13 protein-coding genes are annotated in these 17,107 nt (G+C 47.8%); 7 read left to right on the top strand and 6 right to left on the bottom strand.

Annotated elements, in window-relative coordinates:
- From NXS07_RS04330 to NXS07_RS04350, 5 genes are all read right to left on the bottom strand, one after another.
- On the bottom strand, positions 1-1,239 hold the full coding sequence (locus NXS07_RS04330; RefSeq protein ID WP_258086225.1) for an ACP S-malonyltransferase: 1,239 nt from the start codon (positions 1,237-1,239) through the stop codon (positions 1-3).
- A complete protein-coding gene (locus NXS07_RS04335) occupies positions 1,236-5,900 on the bottom strand; it encodes an AMP-binding protein (RefSeq protein WP_258086226.1) in 4,665 nt (1,554 codons plus the stop codon). The genes NXS07_RS04330 and NXS07_RS04335 overlap by 4 nt, the downstream gene beginning before the upstream one ends.
- On the bottom strand, positions 5,893-7,563 hold the full coding sequence (locus NXS07_RS04340) for an amino acid adenylation domain-containing protein (RefSeq protein WP_258086227.1): 1,671 nt from the start codon (positions 7,561-7,563) through the stop codon (positions 5,893-5,895). The genes NXS07_RS04335 and NXS07_RS04340 overlap by 8 nt, the downstream gene beginning before the upstream one ends.
- A 95-nt stretch (positions 7,564-7,658) precedes the next feature.
- Entirely contained in the window at positions 7,659-8,822 is a 1,164-nt protein-coding gene (locus NXS07_RS04345; protein ID WP_051869175.1) for an acyl-CoA dehydrogenase family protein, read from the bottom strand.
- Complete coding sequence (locus NXS07_RS04350) at positions 8,815-9,066, bottom strand: acyl carrier protein (protein WP_038208724.1); 252 nt, start codon at positions 9,064-9,066, stop codon at positions 8,815-8,817. Before NXS07_RS04350 ends, NXS07_RS04345 begins: the two co-directional genes overlap by 8 nt.
- 794 nt (positions 9,067-9,860) lie before the next feature.
- Here NXS07_RS04350 and NXS07_RS04355 point away from each other — a divergent pair.
- The 3 genes from NXS07_RS04355 (at position 9,861) to NXS07_RS04365 (ending at position 11,681) form a co-directional block, all read left to right on the top strand.
- A complete protein-coding gene (locus tag NXS07_RS04355; RefSeq protein ID WP_230581020.1) occupies positions 9,861-10,211 on the top strand; it encodes a 2OG-Fe dioxygenase family protein in 351 nt (116 codons plus the stop codon).
- Positions 10,208-11,098 (top strand): LysO family transporter, encoded by an 891-nt coding sequence (locus NXS07_RS04360; protein WP_258086228.1) that lies wholly within the window; start codon positions 10,208-10,210, stop codon positions 11,096-11,098. Before NXS07_RS04355 ends, NXS07_RS04360 begins: the two co-directional genes overlap by 4 nt.
- A gap of 325 nt (positions 11,099-11,423) precedes the next feature.
- Positions 11,424-11,681, top strand: coding sequence for a tyrosine-type recombinase/integrase (locus tag NXS07_RS04365; RefSeq protein ID WP_155271795.1), 258 nt, complete (start codon positions 11,424-11,426; stop codon positions 11,679-11,681).
- Positions 11,682-11,711: 30 nt separating this feature from the next.
- Here NXS07_RS04365 and fliE read toward each other — a convergent pair whose 3' ends face one another.
- Positions 11,712-12,023: a flagellar hook-basal body complex protein FliE gene (fliE, locus tag NXS07_RS04370; protein ID WP_038222055.1), complete on the bottom strand. Its 312-nt coding sequence runs from the start codon at positions 12,021-12,023 to the stop codon at positions 11,712-11,714.
- Between the two features lie 285 nt (positions 12,024-12,308).
- Here fliE and fliF point away from each other — a divergent pair, with 285 nt between their 5' ends.
- Genes fliF through fliI form a run of 4 tightly spaced genes read left to right on the top strand, consistent with a single transcriptional unit; the run spans position 12,309 to position 17,068 of the window.
- Positions 12,309-14,018, top strand: coding sequence for a flagellar basal-body MS-ring/collar protein FliF (fliF, locus tag NXS07_RS04375; RefSeq protein WP_258086229.1), 1,710 nt, complete (start codon positions 12,309-12,311; stop codon positions 14,016-14,018).
- A complete protein-coding gene (gene fliG, locus NXS07_RS04380; protein ID WP_038222057.1) occupies positions 14,015-15,007 on the top strand; it encodes a flagellar motor switch protein FliG in 993 nt (330 codons plus the stop codon). The genes fliF and fliG overlap by 4 nt, the downstream gene beginning before the upstream one ends.
- Positions 15,000-15,704 carry a flagellar assembly protein FliH gene (fliH, locus tag NXS07_RS04385; RefSeq protein WP_038222058.1) on the top strand — a complete coding sequence of 235 codons (705 nt, stop codon included), beginning with the start codon at positions 15,000-15,002 and terminating at the stop codon, positions 15,702-15,704. The genes fliG and fliH overlap by 8 nt, the downstream gene beginning before the upstream one ends.
- On the top strand, positions 15,704-17,068 hold the full coding sequence (gene fliI, locus NXS07_RS04390; protein ID WP_038222060.1) for a flagellar protein export ATPase FliI: 1,365 nt from the start codon (positions 15,704-15,706) through the stop codon (positions 17,066-17,068). The genes fliH and fliI overlap by 1 nt, the downstream gene beginning before the upstream one ends.
- Positions 17,069-17,107 lie beyond the last annotated feature (39 nt).

Here is a 17,107-nt window from a genome sequence, read left to right on the forward strand (position 1 = left end):
TCAACGCCCCATTGCATTAAAAAGGCTTTGCAACTTCATCTTTTCTACCAATAAAGAGGTGCCCCCTTTTTCTTCGATAATTTTCAGCCATTGCTGTGTGTGCTGATGGAGGAAGCCGCATTCCTCACGGGTCAGATGTGAGCCTTTTATCTTTTGTGTTACTGCATCCCTGATTTGACGCAATTGTACAATTGCGGCCGCATCATTTATGTCAGGCAATCTGGAGCTATAAAGATGGAAATGACAGTAACTGAAAAACCGTTCCAGCCGGCTCTCTGCAGTACTTAATGCCACAGTGAAAGTGAAAATTTCAGCGGGTTCGCACAAGGGCAGCATGGGCAATCCGGCGCGCTGATTCAGGTAACTCAATACAGTTTTTGGTGAAATCTCTAAATAACGGGTGACGCCATTCTGTACGACATACTGTAAACTCCGCAGCCACTGCACGGGAGAAGTCAGATGCTGTAAAATTGATGACTTAAGATCCTCAGCCGGTAATTCCGCGCCACTGACGTTGCAGACCAGTCTGGAGATCAGCGTCCCCTGCTTGTCTGCGTCAGGCAGGAAATCAAGCAATGCCGCCAATTTTTCTTGCGCTTCCATCATTAAAGGCGAATGAAACGGGCCGCCGATTTTCAATGGATAAAGCAACCCGCCCAGCGCTTCCATACGCGGCGCGAAGCGTCGAATGTCAGCCATGACGCCAGAAACCGTCACCTGATCAAACGCATCAATGGCAGATACGTACAATTCTATGCCATCGTCTTTTCTGGCTTTATCCACTTCCTGCACCACAACGTCGGCAGGAAGGTGCAACACCCAACACATGTCGCCCTGCTCGTAATGACGGGCGCAGGCTTCCACCACTTCCGAGCGGAGGTTCACCACTTTGGTCAACGTCGCCAAATCAAGGTAACCCGCAGAGCACAGAGCCGGATACTGCCCCAGACTGTGTCCCATCATGAACTCAGGAACAAGTCCACAGTGCTTACGTAATATGCCCGCGATGGCGACCGTGGTCGCCGTGAGCGCCAATTGGGCAATGCGCACTTGTTTTAAAGTGTCGCGCCGTTCGCCATGGATAGCATCGTATAAATCAACCTGAGACAGATCCGATACTTCTTCCAAACAGGCTCGGTATTCGGGATAGGCTCTGAATTCGGCAAACATATCGGGTTGCTGTGCGCCCACACCGGGGAATAAAAATACCGTCTTCGCTGAGTCGATAGCAGTTCTCATGCTGAGGCTCCATTAATAATGAGATCGAGCTCCGATTGTGAGAGCTGACAAAGGGGGAAATCCGCCGGGATCAACATAGGTTCCACTTGCGCGCGATGTAACGCATCGTTCCAGACTGATAGTCTTTCGTTTAATTGCATCAGGTAGCGTTTGGCATCATCGGCGCCAGCTCCGGGAATGCCCAACCTCAACTCAACGAAAACAGAACTGGATTCGCGATCGTCGTGAATGAGCACATCAAAATCAGCCACACTCTTTTCGTCGGGATACCGGAAACCACCCGACAGGGAATCAACCAGATTAAAATGGCGCCATGTTCCGCGTTCGCTCAGCCCGAAGCCAATATCGTTGATGCAGATAACCGGCCGTGTCCGCACGCCATTCAATCCCAGTTGTTCTTTCCAGTCTGAGCTATTTTCATACTGGCGTGATTTCAATGTCCGTAAAAAGAAACCGGGTAAAAAACCACTTTGATGGTCTAGGGGAACGTGGAGATTCTGTTGATTGAAGCCAGTAAACCAACCGACGGAATCTGCCATCGCTGCATGCCAGACAGCAGGTGTTTCTGCTTCGGAGAATAAACGCCCGTGGTTTTCAAACAGCACCGCAAGCTGCTCCGGTAACATGCCGTTATCCTGCACTATCTCCAGCAAAGCAGCGGCGATCAACTGCGTGCGTCCAGCTTTGTAGCGTTGTTCCATAAACCGGAAGCCCTCGCCGGAAACTGACAGCGCCAGCGTGACGGGAACGGCTGCCGGCTGATAAAAGGTGTCGTCATGGGGTGCAGGTTCAGCATAAGAGACGTGATCCCGCAGCCATTTCCCCCAAAGGAATGCACCCTGCTCAACAGCAGCACTGGCTTTATCAACATTAGCTTTATCAACGTTAAGCTGAGCCGCCGATTCGTTCAGCACCTGATCCAATTCATCCAGTAAGAAAATCCATGAATGGACATCGCAGATAAGGTGATGACAAACCCAGATCAGATATTTTTTGTTCGCAACCGGAGCCAATACCACTTCATGCACACTGGGCTGGTTTTCCAGACAAACTTCTCCCTGCAATCTGTGCAGTCTGTCCTCAAGGCTTTCGTCTGGCGCCAATACGTGATCTTGCAACAACATATCGCCGTTATGTTGTTCCGGTTCCAAGGACGAAAAATAAAACTCACTCAAACTCCGGTTCGATCTCAACGTGAAGATTTTATGTCTTGCTTTTACCGCTGCCACCGCAGTGTTTATACGCCCGGCGCAAATGGAGGGCGGTAACTCAAGTACCACGCCCTGTTGCAGTCGTTCACCGTATTTAAAGTGATGTTCCCGAAACCAGCGAACACTGGGTAAATAGTTCACCCAGTTTGCTTCTGGTTCTTCCGATACAGCCGGGTCGGTCACAGCAACTTCCGGTTTTTCCGCACAGACTCTTTCAAGCACGGTTCCTAAGGCGGTTGAAGTTAACAGTTCACTTACACCGATTCGAATACCTTGTCTGGCGAGCAAGGCGACAAGGCGGATCGCTTTGATCGAGTCACCCCCCTGTGCCAAAAATGAGGCGGCCAGATCCACGGTTTTCGGCCAAATCGGCCTTAAAAATTCGGCATCCAGCCATGCCGGGAGTGAGTAGGCTTCCGGTTCTGTCTGACCTTGCCTGTCGGTTGCACGAAACTGAGCAGGATCGGCTGCCGCCAGCGTTGCTTTAGCGGCAGCGGTGAGCGCCGCTATATCGACCTTGCCATTGGCATTAATCGGCCAAGGCTGCACGGTACAGTAAAGACCCGGCAGCCAAGCGTCAGAGATTTTGTTTTTCAGGTTTTTCTGGAATGCAGAGTTGTCGTATGGCACAGATTGGCTGCTGCATAAAGCGACCGTTTCATATCCATCAATGGCCAGTTTTAACGCTTTCAACTCCCGACGGTCATCGCCGTCGCGTCCAAGATCCGCCAGTATTTCTGCCACGGCTTTCTCAATTTCCGCAGGATGAATCCGATGACCACGCACTTTGAATTCATCGTCAATGCGCCCAAGGCAATAAAATATTCCCTGTTCATCCTGCAAGCCCAGATCACCAGTGCGATACCAACGATGCTGCCCATCGGCGCTGCACACAAACTGCGCCTCCGTCTGCGCGCTGTTGTTGATATATCCATCCGCCAGCACTGAACCGCCGATCCCTATTTCTCCTTTAAATCCACGGGGCATATTTTGCCCCCAAGCATCTCTTATCGACATCTCCGCTTGCCCCAGCGCTTTACCGATAGGCGCAATCACGGCACTCGTTCTGTCGTTCTCATCAGATTCGCTTATCGAACTTTCGTTCATCAAATAAATACAGCACCCTACCGTTGCCTCCGTCGGCCCATATTCATTGATCACTCTGCTGCCCGCAGGAAAAAAACCAAGCGCTCTGTTTACCAAAGCGACGGACAAGTTTTCGCCGCCAACAATAAAGGTCAGCGGATTCCGTCTCTGGGCGCTATGTTCAATCAATAATGAGAGATGGGATGGTGTACATTTAACTCCCGTCAATGCCTCATCGGAGAGAAGGGTTCGCAGTAGTTCTGGGTTATCGCGAATATCCTGTTCGTGGGCTTGTATAAACCCCCCCGACAAAACCGGGATCAGAATCGCTGTCTGCGTCAAATCGAACCCAAAGGAAGTAAACAAAGGTGCATTAAACGACGCCTCAGAAGCGTATTCCCCTTTGGCTGCCAGCGCATAGTTCGCCAGTGCAACAGGAGAAATGACAACGCCTTTGGGTTCTCCGGTTGACCCTGATGTATACAGAATATAAGCAGGATTGCTGTCTGTTTGTTGTGACCGGGCTTGTTCGGGATGTATGAATTCTGGCTGGATTTCCGGATGCAAGCCCGCGTCACATAAATCTTTATCCAGCGAAGCGCGTAATAGAGGCAAATTCAGCGCCTCCGCAAGGTCTTGATCCGTTCCCGTATAAATGCAGAGAGACGCGCCCGAATTACGGACGATAGTCGATAATCTCGCCAACGGCGTGGTAGGACAAACAGGAACCACGGTCACATTTTCAATAAGACAGGTCAAATAGGCGAGCGTCATTTCAGGCGAGCGCCTTCCCAGAATCACCACCGGACGGTGTTCGAAACGTCGATCCCGCCTGTCACGCAATTGCGTACCAAACTTGCGAATCCACTGCCATCCTTGACGGTAGGTCAGATCACCAACTCCCTCACCGGCTTTTTGTTTGAACAGCCAGTTATCGGCGTGACGCTGAAAAGAGTCACATAAATGAATGCCGATCGGCTCTGCGAGGCAATCAGTCCGTACGTTGATTTCTTTTGTTTGCCCCGTGGTTTCTGGTTGCCCCATCACTTCAGCGGCAGCTTCCAGTGCATAATTAATGACGGTTTGCAGGAATGTATGACATTGGTCGAAAGACCAGATTTTGCGAAAATCGGCTTCAATCTTGAAGTCACCGCCCTCAAAGCGATCGTGGATATGTACGGTGGCAAACAACGCCTCCACAGCCTGAATATGGTCAATCTCCACTTCAGTACCTGAGACGGTTTTCTGAAACACGCCTGTTTGATAGGAAACGCCGAAAGCCGGCACAATCTGTCTCCATTCCTGCGATGCGAAATCCCCCCAACGGGCGCCTGGAGCATAGCGTGAGTGCACAATGGCTTTTTGCAGACTTTTTTTGAGGGTGCGGTAGCAATCCGCGACGGTTTCCCCTGCCTCACGAAATACCGGGATCAGGACGGGAGCCACTGACATGGCTATTGACTGTTTTTCGTCTTCGCTCCAACGATTCAGCATAGGTGCCTGCAATAAAGCGCCATTGCCGTCTTCAATCACCATTTGTGTATAAGCAACTGCGGCGAAAAACAGCCGAAAGACTGAACCGCCGCGATTACTGAATTGATGCAGCATGTCGTTTTGCGCTTCTCGCAAAGCGATCCGTACACGCATCGCGTGCGGCTTCAATCCACGATAATCCCCTATTGGGTAGCGGCAGGAGATTTTGGGGGCACTGGCTGACGCCGTGTCGCCATACGCATTCTGTTCACCAAAAACCGTCCGCCAATACGCCGCATCCCTTACCATACGCCGGGAATTTTCGTAATCCCGCTCTCTCTCGGCGTGAATAGAGTACAAAGGGGAATTCACCTTCCCCGATTCCTGCGCCAACGCATCGGCCAGACGTTCTAGTAATATCGCCAACGCCGCACCATCCACCGCAGCATGATGCGCTTTCACAAACCATCCCGATTGTTCCTGTCGGAAACGCACCGCAAAAATCCGTATCGGCGTGAGTGATAAGTCCTCTTCCACCAGCAGTTGACGCTCCACCCAACTTTCAAAGGCCTGTCTGGGGTCTGGATGCCTGCTGAAGTCCACTCGCTCCACATCGGCCTGAGGCGTGTTGTGCCGAATTCCCCGCCATAATATTTCCCAATCAACAACTTCTGGATGAACCGTTTCTAAAGGATCGTTGACGAATCCGATATGGCACACATCCTGCTTATTCCTGACAGTTTCGGCCGCCCATACCAGTTGATCCAGCGACACATTTCCACTCAAGCGCGCCACACCGCCCAAATAAAATGAGTAACCGGACAGATGAAACGCTTCCATTTTGAAAACGGCCTGTTGTGACCGCGATAGCTCAAAAGTCGGTTTACTCATGGATAAGGTTTCCAACTCCGTGATGATCGGTGAAAAACAGATCCCGCATATTTTGGGCTATCGTTTTTCTGTCAAGTTTTCCTGAGCCAGACCTCGGCAGATTTCGGGCTTGCCAATAACGAGTGGGTAACATGTAAGCCGGCACCTGCACAGCGAGAAATTGGCGAATATCCTGCTCATTAAGCCCCCTTTTGCCTGCAACAATCGCCGCGACCAGCCACTGTTCCTGATCTTCATCCTCAACCACGCAAGCAACGGCCTCGGTAATAGAAGGGTAATTGAGCAGATGGTGCTCTATTTCTCCCAACTCAATCCGCAATCCGCGTAATTTGACTTGCGTATCCTTCCGTCCCTGACAGAAAAAGCCCCGTCTTTTCTCATGCCAACCAAGATCACCGGTCAGGTATAGTCGCTGCTGAAGTTCTGGATGGAAGATGAATACCTTATCCGTCAGATCTTTTCGGTTGTAGTAGCCCTCTGCCAAACATATCCCACCGATGGCGATTTCGCCTTCTTTCGAATCCGCTTTTAACGTCAGACTGTCGGGTTCCAAGATATATAACTGGCATCCAGTGAGAGGCTGCCCAATGGGAATGGCGTCCGACACGGTTTCCACGCAGTCATAAAAGCTGACATCAATGGCAGCTTCCGTGGGGCCGTATAAATTGGTCAACAGGCAGCGCGAAGCAAATATTTTCTGAAATTGAGTCACCAGACTGGCTGGCAACGACTCTCCACTCACATACACCCTGCGCAGCGCCGATAACGATGGCGTTTCAGCACTATCATCCTGAAGCTCTTGTAGTTCTTGCAGTACGGGCTTCAGCAAACTGGGAACGAAGTGGACAACCGTAATATTTTCGCTTATCAATGCAGCGACTATACCTCTGGGGAATGCTTCCAATCCCGGTTGCAGCAGATAATTACTCGCGCCATTCAGGGCAGGTAAAAAGAGTTCCCATAAAGACACATCAAACGTCAACGCCGTTCTTTGTAAGATAATGTCCGCATCCGTCATCTCACTATGAGCCTGATGCCACTGTAATCGGTTAATGAAGGCGCCATGATTGACCAGCACTCCCTTGGGGGTGCCAGTCGTGCCGGAAGTGAAGATTAAGTAGGCCGGATCGGTAGCCCGTCGTTGACGCGCTTTTTTGCCCGCGCTTTCTGAATGATGAAAACTCAGCCGATGGTCATCCAGACAATGAGAGGTGAATATTTCTGTCAGAAATTCACGCCCGATCAGTTCCAATCCGGGTTTGGCCTGAGTAAACAGACTCTCCTGTGCTGCATTGCAAAAAGCGAGACGGCATTGAGCCGTCGCAAACATAGACGTCAACCGAGCGGCAGGCGTTTTCGCCTCCACAGGAAAATAAACGCCACCAGCAAGCAGTACCGCATATGCCGCCACCAGAAATTCCGGGCTGCGCTCAAGGCCAATAGCAACACAATCGCCCTGACATACACCGCGCTCATTAACCAGATAATGAGCCAGTCGTTGCGCCCTTTCGTATAGTTCTGCCCAGGATAAAACGTTCCCTTTTCCCCACCGTATCGCCGGATTCTGGTTATTTCTCGCCGTACTTTCGAAATAATCAGTAATAAATCGACCAGTTGCCATGATGCCGACATCCTCTGAGTGCTGGATTTGCTCAAATCTCATTGTGACCTGACGTTACAGACGAACGTCAGGCGATAGAAACCCGTCAGCCGGACGCAACACGTCAAGCTTTTCAGGGGGAATAATGTTGAGACGATTTATGGAATAGTCTGTGCGACGTTATGGCTGTACCGATTGCATACTGCTTTGCCGATTAGCATTTTTTGAAGTTCATTGCTGCCTTCAACAACTTGCAATATTTTCGCATCCCGATAGAGCCGACTGATGCCGTTGCTTTCATCGCAACCGTGACCACCGTGAATCTGTACCGCTTTCGCTGCTGCGGTGCCAGCTTCATGCGATGAGAAAAGTTTGGCTTGAAGGATCTGCTCAAGAGCGTCTTCATCCCTTGTTTCTTTGGCTTTTGTCGCTGATAAGCAAATGAGTTGAGAGGCCAGCAGGCTACTGGACATTTCCGCCAGATAGCCGCGAATGATACCTTGATCCGCAAGCAACGTATCAAAGGTGGCGCGGGAGTTAGCCCTGCGAGCGGATGCCGCCAATGCGGCCTGCTGTATTCCAAGCGCCGCCCAGGCCACGCTGATGCGGCCATAGTCCAAGGCATTGTTAGAGATTAGGTTTTGTCCGAATCCGGGCTTTCCGACGATATTGGTCTTAGGAACCCGACAATCAGTGAAATCCAACACCGCCAAATATGCGCTCTTGAAGCCCAGCATATTTTTTTTGGCGGTCACTTTTAGCCCCGGAGTATCTTTAGGAACCAGCACTGCGGTATCCAGTCCCTGATATTTACCGAATACCAGAAATAAATCCGCAATCTGGGCGAAAGTAATCCAAGCCTTTTGCCCATTAACACTGAGATAATCCCCGTCTTCTTCAAACTGAGTTGACAGATTTTTGGAATCTCCGCCAGCGGAAACTTCCGTTTGCGCGAATGCTCCAATTATTTCACCCTTTACCAGCGGTGCCAAAAAGCGTTGTTTTTGATCTTGAGAACCCCAATCTTCAATGGTTTTCAACATCATAGAATGCACATTCAGCAAACCCGTGAGCGAACCGCTCCCTGCGCCGATGGCCATGTTCAGCAATCCGAAAGTCGTGACGTCAAACCCCAGGCCACCACTCTCGGGTTTTGCCAGTCCCCCCAGCCAACCGTTATGTGCAAGTTTTTGCACAACCGTTGCAGGAATCGCTTCTGCTAAATCCCATTCGTCAGCATAAGGCGCGATTTCAGTCGCTGAAAATTGCTCAAATGTCTGTAACCACTCGTTTTGCAAAGGTGACAAAAAACGATTAAGCATTTACCGCCACCTTTCTGTCCAAAAAGTGGCAGACAGCCTGAATACTGGAAAAATTGGCATTATCAAGGTCATCAATTTCGACTTTGATTTTGAAGTTTTTTTCGAGAAAGGAGATTAGCTGGATAGCGGCCAAAGAGTTAACCAAGCCTGTTTCGAAGATGTTGACCGAATCGTCTAAATCCTGTTTGCCAGCAAGTTTGCACAGGTATTCAGACACTAATTTTTTACGCGCAGATACGTCCATCACTAATTTCCTTATGCGAACTTAATTTCGTGGATCTTTCTATTGTAAAAACGGCTGGAACTATTATAGCTACCGCATGAGAGTGTAATTTCCCGAAGAGAATACAAAATCAGAACAGGTCACTGTGACCGACATTAGTTGAATGCAGATTAATGACTGTAGAACTCTTTTTATATAACATAAAATATTATTTAAATAAAAATTATTAAATTACGATATATTATCATTCAAGTGAACATATCATTAAGAAACTATATATCTTCAAAGAAAAATATTCTTCTCATTTTTTGTGGGGGTATAAATAGAATTAAATTAGGCTGTAGCACAGGTTACGTCGGTATATCAAGAAATTAAGACAATATATTATCCTGAAGAGCGAAAGCCGCATAAAAACGGTATAATAGCTATTTGCTATGAGCCAGAATTAAACGTAATAACGAAACATTTAATTCTGCCGTAATACATAGAAAACTTAGAAGAAGCCCCTTATGCACCTTATGCACCTTATGCACCTTAAAATACATATCGATTCCGTAGATATGCCAATGCCATAATAATACCATAGCTTGACAATAAATTAACATGGCTCCCTACAAAGAAAAGCGATAAGGGAGAATTATCAGGTTATGATCAAGAAAATAATAACCCTGAATATAATAATATCCGTTATTTCAATTCAATTAGTTCTGAACTAAAAAACACAAAACTACTGCAAGATACATTAATAGACGATTTTAATAAGACATTTTTTTCTGAAAGAACATAATCTACCTATATACGCAGGTGTCCATATAGTGAAAATTATCTGTTCAGACAACAGTAAACCAGGATTTAGTTCCCCTGATTGCTTTCATCAAGATGGAGAACCTTTTACATTTGCGCATTTAGTAAAAAGAAGTCCTAATGCTTTAGGAGGTGATAATTATATTGCTAATGTAGCATCTAGGAATAAAAAGTTGGAAGAGGTAAATTCATCTGATATAATTTCAAAATTCAAACTGCAAAATTTTCTAGAAAGCTTTGCAGTTTGTGATGAAAAAGTGAGCCATTATGTTTCTCATTTAACTCTAGAAGAGAAGACTGGCGAATCCTATAGGCGCATGATATTGATTGACTTTTATTTTACAAAACAGAGCATAGAATGAAAGATTCCTTATCGGTAATCGTAATTATCGTCTCATTGCTAATAATTGGATTTTTCCTTGGAAAAGGAATAAAAACTAATATTAGAGATTATCTAGTAAGTTTAATATCAAAAATAGTTATTATCCTTTTATTATGTATGGGCATTGAACTTGGAGAGGTTTTTAATAATACAAATGCTGGTGTGTCAATAGTTAAAGAATCTATAATTTTGGCTTCATTAATCTCTTTATCTACTTTTTTTCTATTCATAAAATATAGAGAAAAGAATAAATCTGGTTATAATAAACCAAACTTCAAGAAGCCTATTATTAGCTGTGCAGTTGCCATGCTTTCTTTCATTTTAGGTGTTTTATTTTATTCATATACTAAAATATCACTGCATAGCATAAGCTTATCTAGTAACTATGTACTCTATTTACTTATAGTTCTTGTTGGAATGGATTTAGTAAACTTTAAACTTAGCGGAATAAAATTTGACGCAATAAAAATACCATTTATAACAATTTTAGGAACTGTTATTGCTGCAGCAATATTTTCTAAAATATATAACTACTCTTTAATAGAGTCCATGTTAGTATCCAGTGGTTTTGGCTGGTTCTCTCTTTCAGGGCCGATGATAAATACTCTGGCAACCCCTGAGCTAGGAGCTCTAGCTTTCATGACTGACTTTTTCAGAGAAATAATAAGTATTACTTTTCTTTATTTTATGGGAAGGTCACAACCACAAGGTGGAATAGGTATTTCTGGAGCTGCTGCTTTAGATTCCGCTCTTCCATTTATCAAAGAAAACTGTAAACCAGATAATATAAAATATGCAATAGTTAGTGGTTTTATATTAACTTTACTAGCACCTTTACTAATCTCTTTATTAGCAAGCTTATTATAGTAATTACTCTAATAACAAATAGCTAAATCTAAAAAGCCTCGTTTTTAATAGCGAGGTTTTTTCATGATATATCACAATATACCAATAAAATTTCTCTATTCAGAGAGAAGGAATCGATACCATTTTGAATTATATTTAAGGAATAGAATGCTTCAAGAAGAAATTGTAACTCCAAAGTCCCAAAAGACACAAACGACACAAACGACACAAACTTTACGTCGTGAGCTAAAATCACGACATCTCACTATGATTTGTTTTTCAACCATCAGTAACGGCTTGTAATGGGCTAAAAACGCAATTCCACTCACCTGGAGGATTTGGTCAAATTTGGAAGTCCCTAATAAAAAGGTCAGGAGTCAGGCATAGAAAAGCATACCAAACACGACATACATATGCTTGCTGGATGCTATCTGCTGGCGCTAATCCGTCATTTATTGCAACACAGATGGGGCATGTTTCATCACAAATGGTTCATAACGTTTATGGCGCATGGATGAATGAAAATAGTGATGACCAAATTAAGCTGTTAAATAAAAAGCTCACGATTGCCCCATGTATGTCCCAAGTAATTAATGAAAATTAATTACTTGATATAAATCAATTAATTAACCCATCACACCTGCATACTCATGATCTCATGATATGCACTGACCAGCTTATTCCTGACCTGAATCCCCATCTGCAATGAAATGCTCGATTTCTGCATATTAACCATCACGTCATTCAATTCCACACCCGGCACACCCAACGTAAAATCCTGAGACAACTTAGTCGCCGACAGACGGGTTTGATTTATTTTTTCTACTGCGGCGGTAAGGTGGCTGGCAAAACCTCCCTGTACTGGCATGGGTTTGGCAATGTTCGTTGCCTGTAATGCCTGTGCCTTCATCTGTTGCAGTACACCTTCAATTGCCTGAATTGACATAAAAACCTCGCGTTAAATCACCCTATTGATTATGTGATTAAGTGCCATATTAGCCTTGGGCTGACATGGCAATTTTTCCACGCTGCCACCGTAACATAGCCCTTTCAAACTAAAGCGCGTAATTGAAGTAAAAATTCAAAGCTTATTGTGCCATTAAAAGAGGTGTGAACAGCGAATAATGATGGGATTAATAGTAGGAAGAATCTTTTCGCTTGCGTATGGGGAGTCTGTTTTGTTACGCCACGCTTTTAGTATTCATGTTGACCAGCAAGGCAAGGATCGTCTATGAGTGCAGCAACAACCGACGTTGAGAACCAAAATAAAGGTTTCAGCGCTATCATCAGCAAGATAAAAGCTGATCCAAAAGTTCCATTATTAGTTGCTGGCTCTGCTGCCATCGCTATCGTAGTCGCCCTTTTCCTCTGGATGCGCAGCCCCGATTACCGGGTGCTTTACAGCAATCTGAGTGATAAAGATGGCGGCGAGATCGTCACGCAATTAACCCAAATGAGTATCCCTTACCGTTTTGCTGAAAACAGCTCTGCGCTCATGATACCCACCGATAAGGTACATGAAGCCCGGTTGAAACTGGCACAGCAAGGGCTGCCCAAAGGGGGAGCGGTGGGCTATGAGTTATTGGATAAAGAAAAATTCGGCATCAGCCAGTTCAGCGAGCAGGTAAATTACAATCGCGCAAAGGAAGGTGAGTTAAGCCGTACTATTGAGTCCCTTGACCCCGTCGAGAGTGCTCGTGTCATTCTGTCCATACCCAAGCCTTCTCTATTCGTTCGTGAACAAAAATCCCCTACAGCTTCTGTAACGGTAAGATTACTGCAAGGCCGTACTCTGGATGAGGGACAAGTCAACGCCATTGCGCACCTTGTTTCAAGCGGTGTTGCCGGTTTACCGCCAAGCAATGTCAAGATTGTGGATCAGTCGGGGCGTCTGCTGACTCAAGCCGATGCTAATGGACTCGACTTAAACACCACTCAGTTGAAATACATCCAGGAAGTAGAAAAACGTTTCCAGCATCGCATTGAAACCATTCTGACGCCGGTGGTCGGCCGTGGTAATGTTCATGCTCAGGTCACAGCCCAGCTTGATTTCTCTCGCCGCGAACAAACGGCAGAAGAGTATAAACCTAATCAGCCACCTAATGAGGCCGCTATTCTCTCTAAACAGAGCAGTTCCAGCGAACAAAGTGGGGGATCACTGGTTGGTGGTGTTCCGGGTGCCTTATCGAATCAACCGAGTGCAGCACCAAGCGCACCGATTGAGAAACCAAATCCAGACACGAAAGGCAAAGGTGACGAAAAATCCGACCAGAATCGCAGCAGTACTTATAACAATTATGAGCGTCTGGTGAACAACAGCCGCAATAACCGTCATGACGAACTGATTAACTATCAAGTCGGTAAAACCATTAGCCATACCCAATTACAGGTGGGCGCAGTAGAACGTCTTTCCGTTGCCGTTGTGATCAACTATGCCACTGCTCAGGGAGAAAATGGCCCTGAAACAAAAGCACTGACACCAGAACAGTTATCCCAGATCGAAGCACTAACTCGTGAAGCAATGGGCTTCTCAACTAAACGTGGCGATAGCCTGAATGTCGTCAACACACCGTTCAACAATACGGCTGAAGTGATAGAACCCCTGCCGTTCTGGCAACACCCGGTTCTGCTGGAAAAAACGTTAGAGTTGGGCCGTTGGTTACTGTTGGCACTGGTTGCATGGCTATTGTGGCGCAAAATGATCGTGCCGCAAATCGCCAAGAAACGTGCGGCGGAAAAAGCAGCACTTAACGCGCAGAAAAATCAACAGAAACAGCAAGCGCCAGAATCCAACGCAGAACTGGATGAAAAAGTGCGCCGTAAGCTGGCTCGCCAACGAGTCAATGCCGAGATTCAAAGCCAGCGTATCCGTGAACTTGCAGAAAAAGATCCTCGCGTTGTCGCGCTGGTGATCCGCCAATGGATGAGTAACGAACAATGAGCCTGACCGGAACAGAAAGAAGTGCCGTCATGTTAATGACCCTGGGAGAAGATCAGGCGGCCGAGGTGTTCAAGCACCTGAACTCCAGGGAAGTACAGCAACTGAGTATCGCGATGGCGGGGATGAGGCAAGTCTCCAACCAGCAGCTGGCTGAAGTGCTGGCAGAGTTTGAAGAAGATGCAGGACAGTACGCGGCCCTCAGCATCAACGCCAACGACTACCTGCGTAGCGTCTTGGTGAAAGCGTTGGGCGAAGAGCGTGCTTCCAGCCTGCTTGAAGATATCCTTGAATCCCGCGATACCACAACGGGCATTGAGACCCTCAACTTTATGGAGCCACAAATGGCGGCTGATATGATCCGCGATGAACATCCGCAGATCATTGCCACCATTCTGGTTCACCTGAACCGGGGTCAGGCCGCCGATATCCTTGCGTTGTTTGATGATCGCCTGCGCAATGATGTCATGCTGCGTATTGCAACCTTTGGTGGCGTACAGCCGTCCGCGCTGGCTGAATTGACCGAAGTGCTGAATAACCTGCTGGATGGCCAGAACCTTAAACGCAGCAAAATGGGCGGTGTCCGTACTGCGGCTGAAATCATCAACCTGATGAAAAACCAGCAGGAAGAGAGCGTCATTGAGGCAGTGCGTACCTATGATGGTGAACTGGCGCAGAGAATCATTGATGAAATGTTCCTGTTCGAAAACCTCATTGGTGTGGATACTCGCAGTATCCAGCGCTTGTTGCAGGAAATTACCACCGACTCCCTGCTTGTCGCATTGAAAGGCTGCGATCAGGCATTGCGCGATCACTTCCTCAACAATATGTCGCAGCGTGCTGCTGAAATCATGCGTGATGACTTGGCGACCCGCGGCCCGGTTCGCATGTCTCAAGTGGAAGCCGAACAGAAATCCATCCTGCTTGTGGTTCGTCGTTTAGCAGAAAACGGCGAAATGATCCTGAATGGTGGTGATGATACCTATGTCTGATAAGTCGAATAAGGCAATTTGGCAGCCGTGGCAGCCAAATGAATTGACTCAGTGGGAAACACTACGGGCGAAACTGGAGCCTATGGGCAACGAGCCGGAGCCTAGCGAGCAGGATCGTCTGCTGGTGCAGGCCAGAATGCTGGACGCGCTGAAAGAGCAAGCGCGTCAGACCGGCCATGAACAAGGCTTTACGGCAGGCCAAGCGCAAGGTTATGAACAAGGGATACAAGAAGGCCGACAGGCGGGTCTGGAGCAAGGGTTGCAGGAAGCCAGACAACAGCAGCAGATTGTTGTTGAACAGTGGAAAGCGTTGCTGGAAGATTTTAGCCATTCACTGGATGGGCTGGATACGGTTATCGCTTCACGCCTGATGCAGCTTTCCCTCACAGCGGCTCACCATATTCTGGGGCAGCCCGCAGTGTGTGATGGCACTGCCCTACTGAACCAGATCCGTGAATTTATCCAGCAGGAGCCGATGTTCAGCGGAAAACCACAACTGCGAGTCCACCCGCAGAATATCCCACTGGTTGAACAGCAACTGGGGGAAGTTCTGGCATTGCATGGCTGGCGTCTGATTGCAGATAACAAGCTGCATCCGGGCGGCTGTAAAGCCAGTGCGGATGAAGGCGATCTGGATGCCAGTCTGGCAACACGCTGGCATGAAATGTGTCGTCTGGCGGCGTCAGGAGAATTGTGATGACTGCACGACTTGGGCGCTGGCTGGCAACGTTAGATTCACTGGAAAAACGTCTGGAAAAAACCCCGAAAGTCCGCCGTTACGGACGTCTGACCCGCGCGACCGGTTTAGTACTGGAAGCCACTGGCATACAGATGCCTTTGGGCGCGACCTGTCTGATCGAACGGCAGAATGGCAGCACGATTGAAGAAGTCGAAAGCGAAGTTGTTGGTTTCAATGGCGAAAAACTGTTATTGATGCCATTGGAAGAGCTGGAAGGCATAGTACCGGGTGCCCGCGTCTATGCCCGTTCTTACGGCGAAGATTCGGCTGGCGGACGTCGGTTGCCACTGGGGCCTGAATTGCTTGGCAGAGTGCTGGATGGCTCTGGTCGCCCCCTCGACGGCTTTCCTGCCCCCGATACAGGTTATCGGGCGCTGTTGACCACGCCCCCTATCAATCCACTGCAACGGACACCCATCAGCGATGTTCTGGACGTTGGTGTGCGGGCCATCAATTCCCTGCTGACCGTTGGACGTGGGCAACGCATGGGGCTATTTGCCGGATCAGGCGTCGGTAAGAGTGTGCTCCTCGGCATGATGGCTCGCTATACCCAAGCAGACGTGATTGTCGTTGGACTGATTGGTGAGCGTGGCCGCGAAGTCAAAGATTTCATCGAAAACATTTTAGGTGTGGAAGGGCTGGCACGTTCAGTTGTCGTGGCCGCGCCTGCCGACGTTTCGCCACTGCTGCGGATGCAAGGTGCTTCTTATGCCACCCGCATTGCCGAAGATTTCCGCGATCGCGGCAAACATGTCCTGCTGATCATGGATTCCCTCACCCGCTACAGCATGGCTCAACGCGAAATAGCCCTGGCTATCGGCGAGCCACCGGCAACCAAAGGCTACCCGCCTTCCGTGTTTGCCAAGTTACCGGCACTGGTAGAGCGAGCGGGCAATGGCGTCAGTGATGGCGGTTCGATTACTGCGTTTTATACCGTTCTGACGGAAGGTGATGATCAGCAAGATCCGATTGCCGATTCCGCCCGTGCTATTCTGGATGGTCATATCGTGCTATCGCGCTCACTGGCAGAATCTGGCCACTACCCTGCCATTGACATTGAAGCTTCCATCAGCCGCGCCATGACCGCACTGATTGATAACGACCATTATCGACGGGTACAGCAGTTCAAACAGTTGCTTTCCAGCTACCAGCGCAATCGGGATTTGATTAATGTCGGCGCTTACGCCGCGGGCAGCGATCCTTTACTGGACAGAGCGATTCAGCTTTACCCTCATATGGCTCAGTTCCTGCAACAGGGCATGAATGAACGTAGTGAGTACGATGCGGCATGTATTCAGCTTCAACAATTATTGCCGATATAGCTTATTGCCAATATAGCTTATTGCTAATACAACTTTGCT

The sequence above is a fragment of the Xenorhabdus bovienii genome, from assembly GCF_024721015.1.
Classification (GTDB): domain Bacteria; phylum Pseudomonadota; class Gammaproteobacteria; order Enterobacterales; family Enterobacteriaceae; genus Xenorhabdus; species Xenorhabdus bovienii.

Excerpts from the sequence above, each read along its gene's own strand:
- NXS07_RS04330 (WP_258086225.1), bottom strand. The coding sequence starts at position 1,239 with ATGAGAACTGCTATCGACTCAGCGAAGACGGTATTTTTATTCCCCGGT.
- NXS07_RS04335 (WP_258086226.1), bottom strand. The coding sequence starts at position 5,900 with ATGAGTAAACCGACTTTTGAGCTATCGCGGTCACAACAGGCCGTTTTC.
- NXS07_RS04340 (WP_258086227.1), bottom strand. The coding sequence starts at position 7,563 with ATGAGATTTGAGCAAATCCAGCACTCAGAGGATGTCGGCATCATGGCA.
- NXS07_RS04345 (WP_051869175.1), bottom strand. The coding sequence starts at position 8,822 with ATGCTTAATCGTTTTTTGTCACCTTTGCAAAACGAGTGGTTACAGACA.
- NXS07_RS04350 (WP_038208724.1), bottom strand. The coding sequence starts at position 9,066 with ATGGACGTATCTGCGCGTAAAAAATTAGTGTCTGAATACCTGTGCAAA.
- NXS07_RS04360 (WP_258086228.1), top strand. The coding sequence starts at position 10,208 with ATGAAAGATTCCTTATCGGTAATCGTAATTATCGTCTCATTGCTAATA.
- fliE (WP_038222055.1), bottom strand. The coding sequence starts at position 12,023 with ATGTCAATTCAGGCAATTGAAGGTGTACTGCAACAGATGAAGGCACAG.
- fliF (WP_258086229.1), top strand. The coding sequence starts at position 12,309 with ATGAGTGCAGCAACAACCGACGTTGAGAACCAAAATAAAGGTTTCAGC.
- fliG (WP_038222057.1), top strand. The coding sequence starts at position 14,015 with ATGAGCCTGACCGGAACAGAAAGAAGTGCCGTCATGTTAATGACCCTG.
- fliH (WP_038222058.1), top strand. The coding sequence starts at position 15,000 with ATGTCTGATAAGTCGAATAAGGCAATTTGGCAGCCGTGGCAGCCAAAT.
- fliI (WP_038222060.1), top strand. The coding sequence starts at position 15,704 with ATGACTGCACGACTTGGGCGCTGGCTGGCAACGTTAGATTCACTGGAA.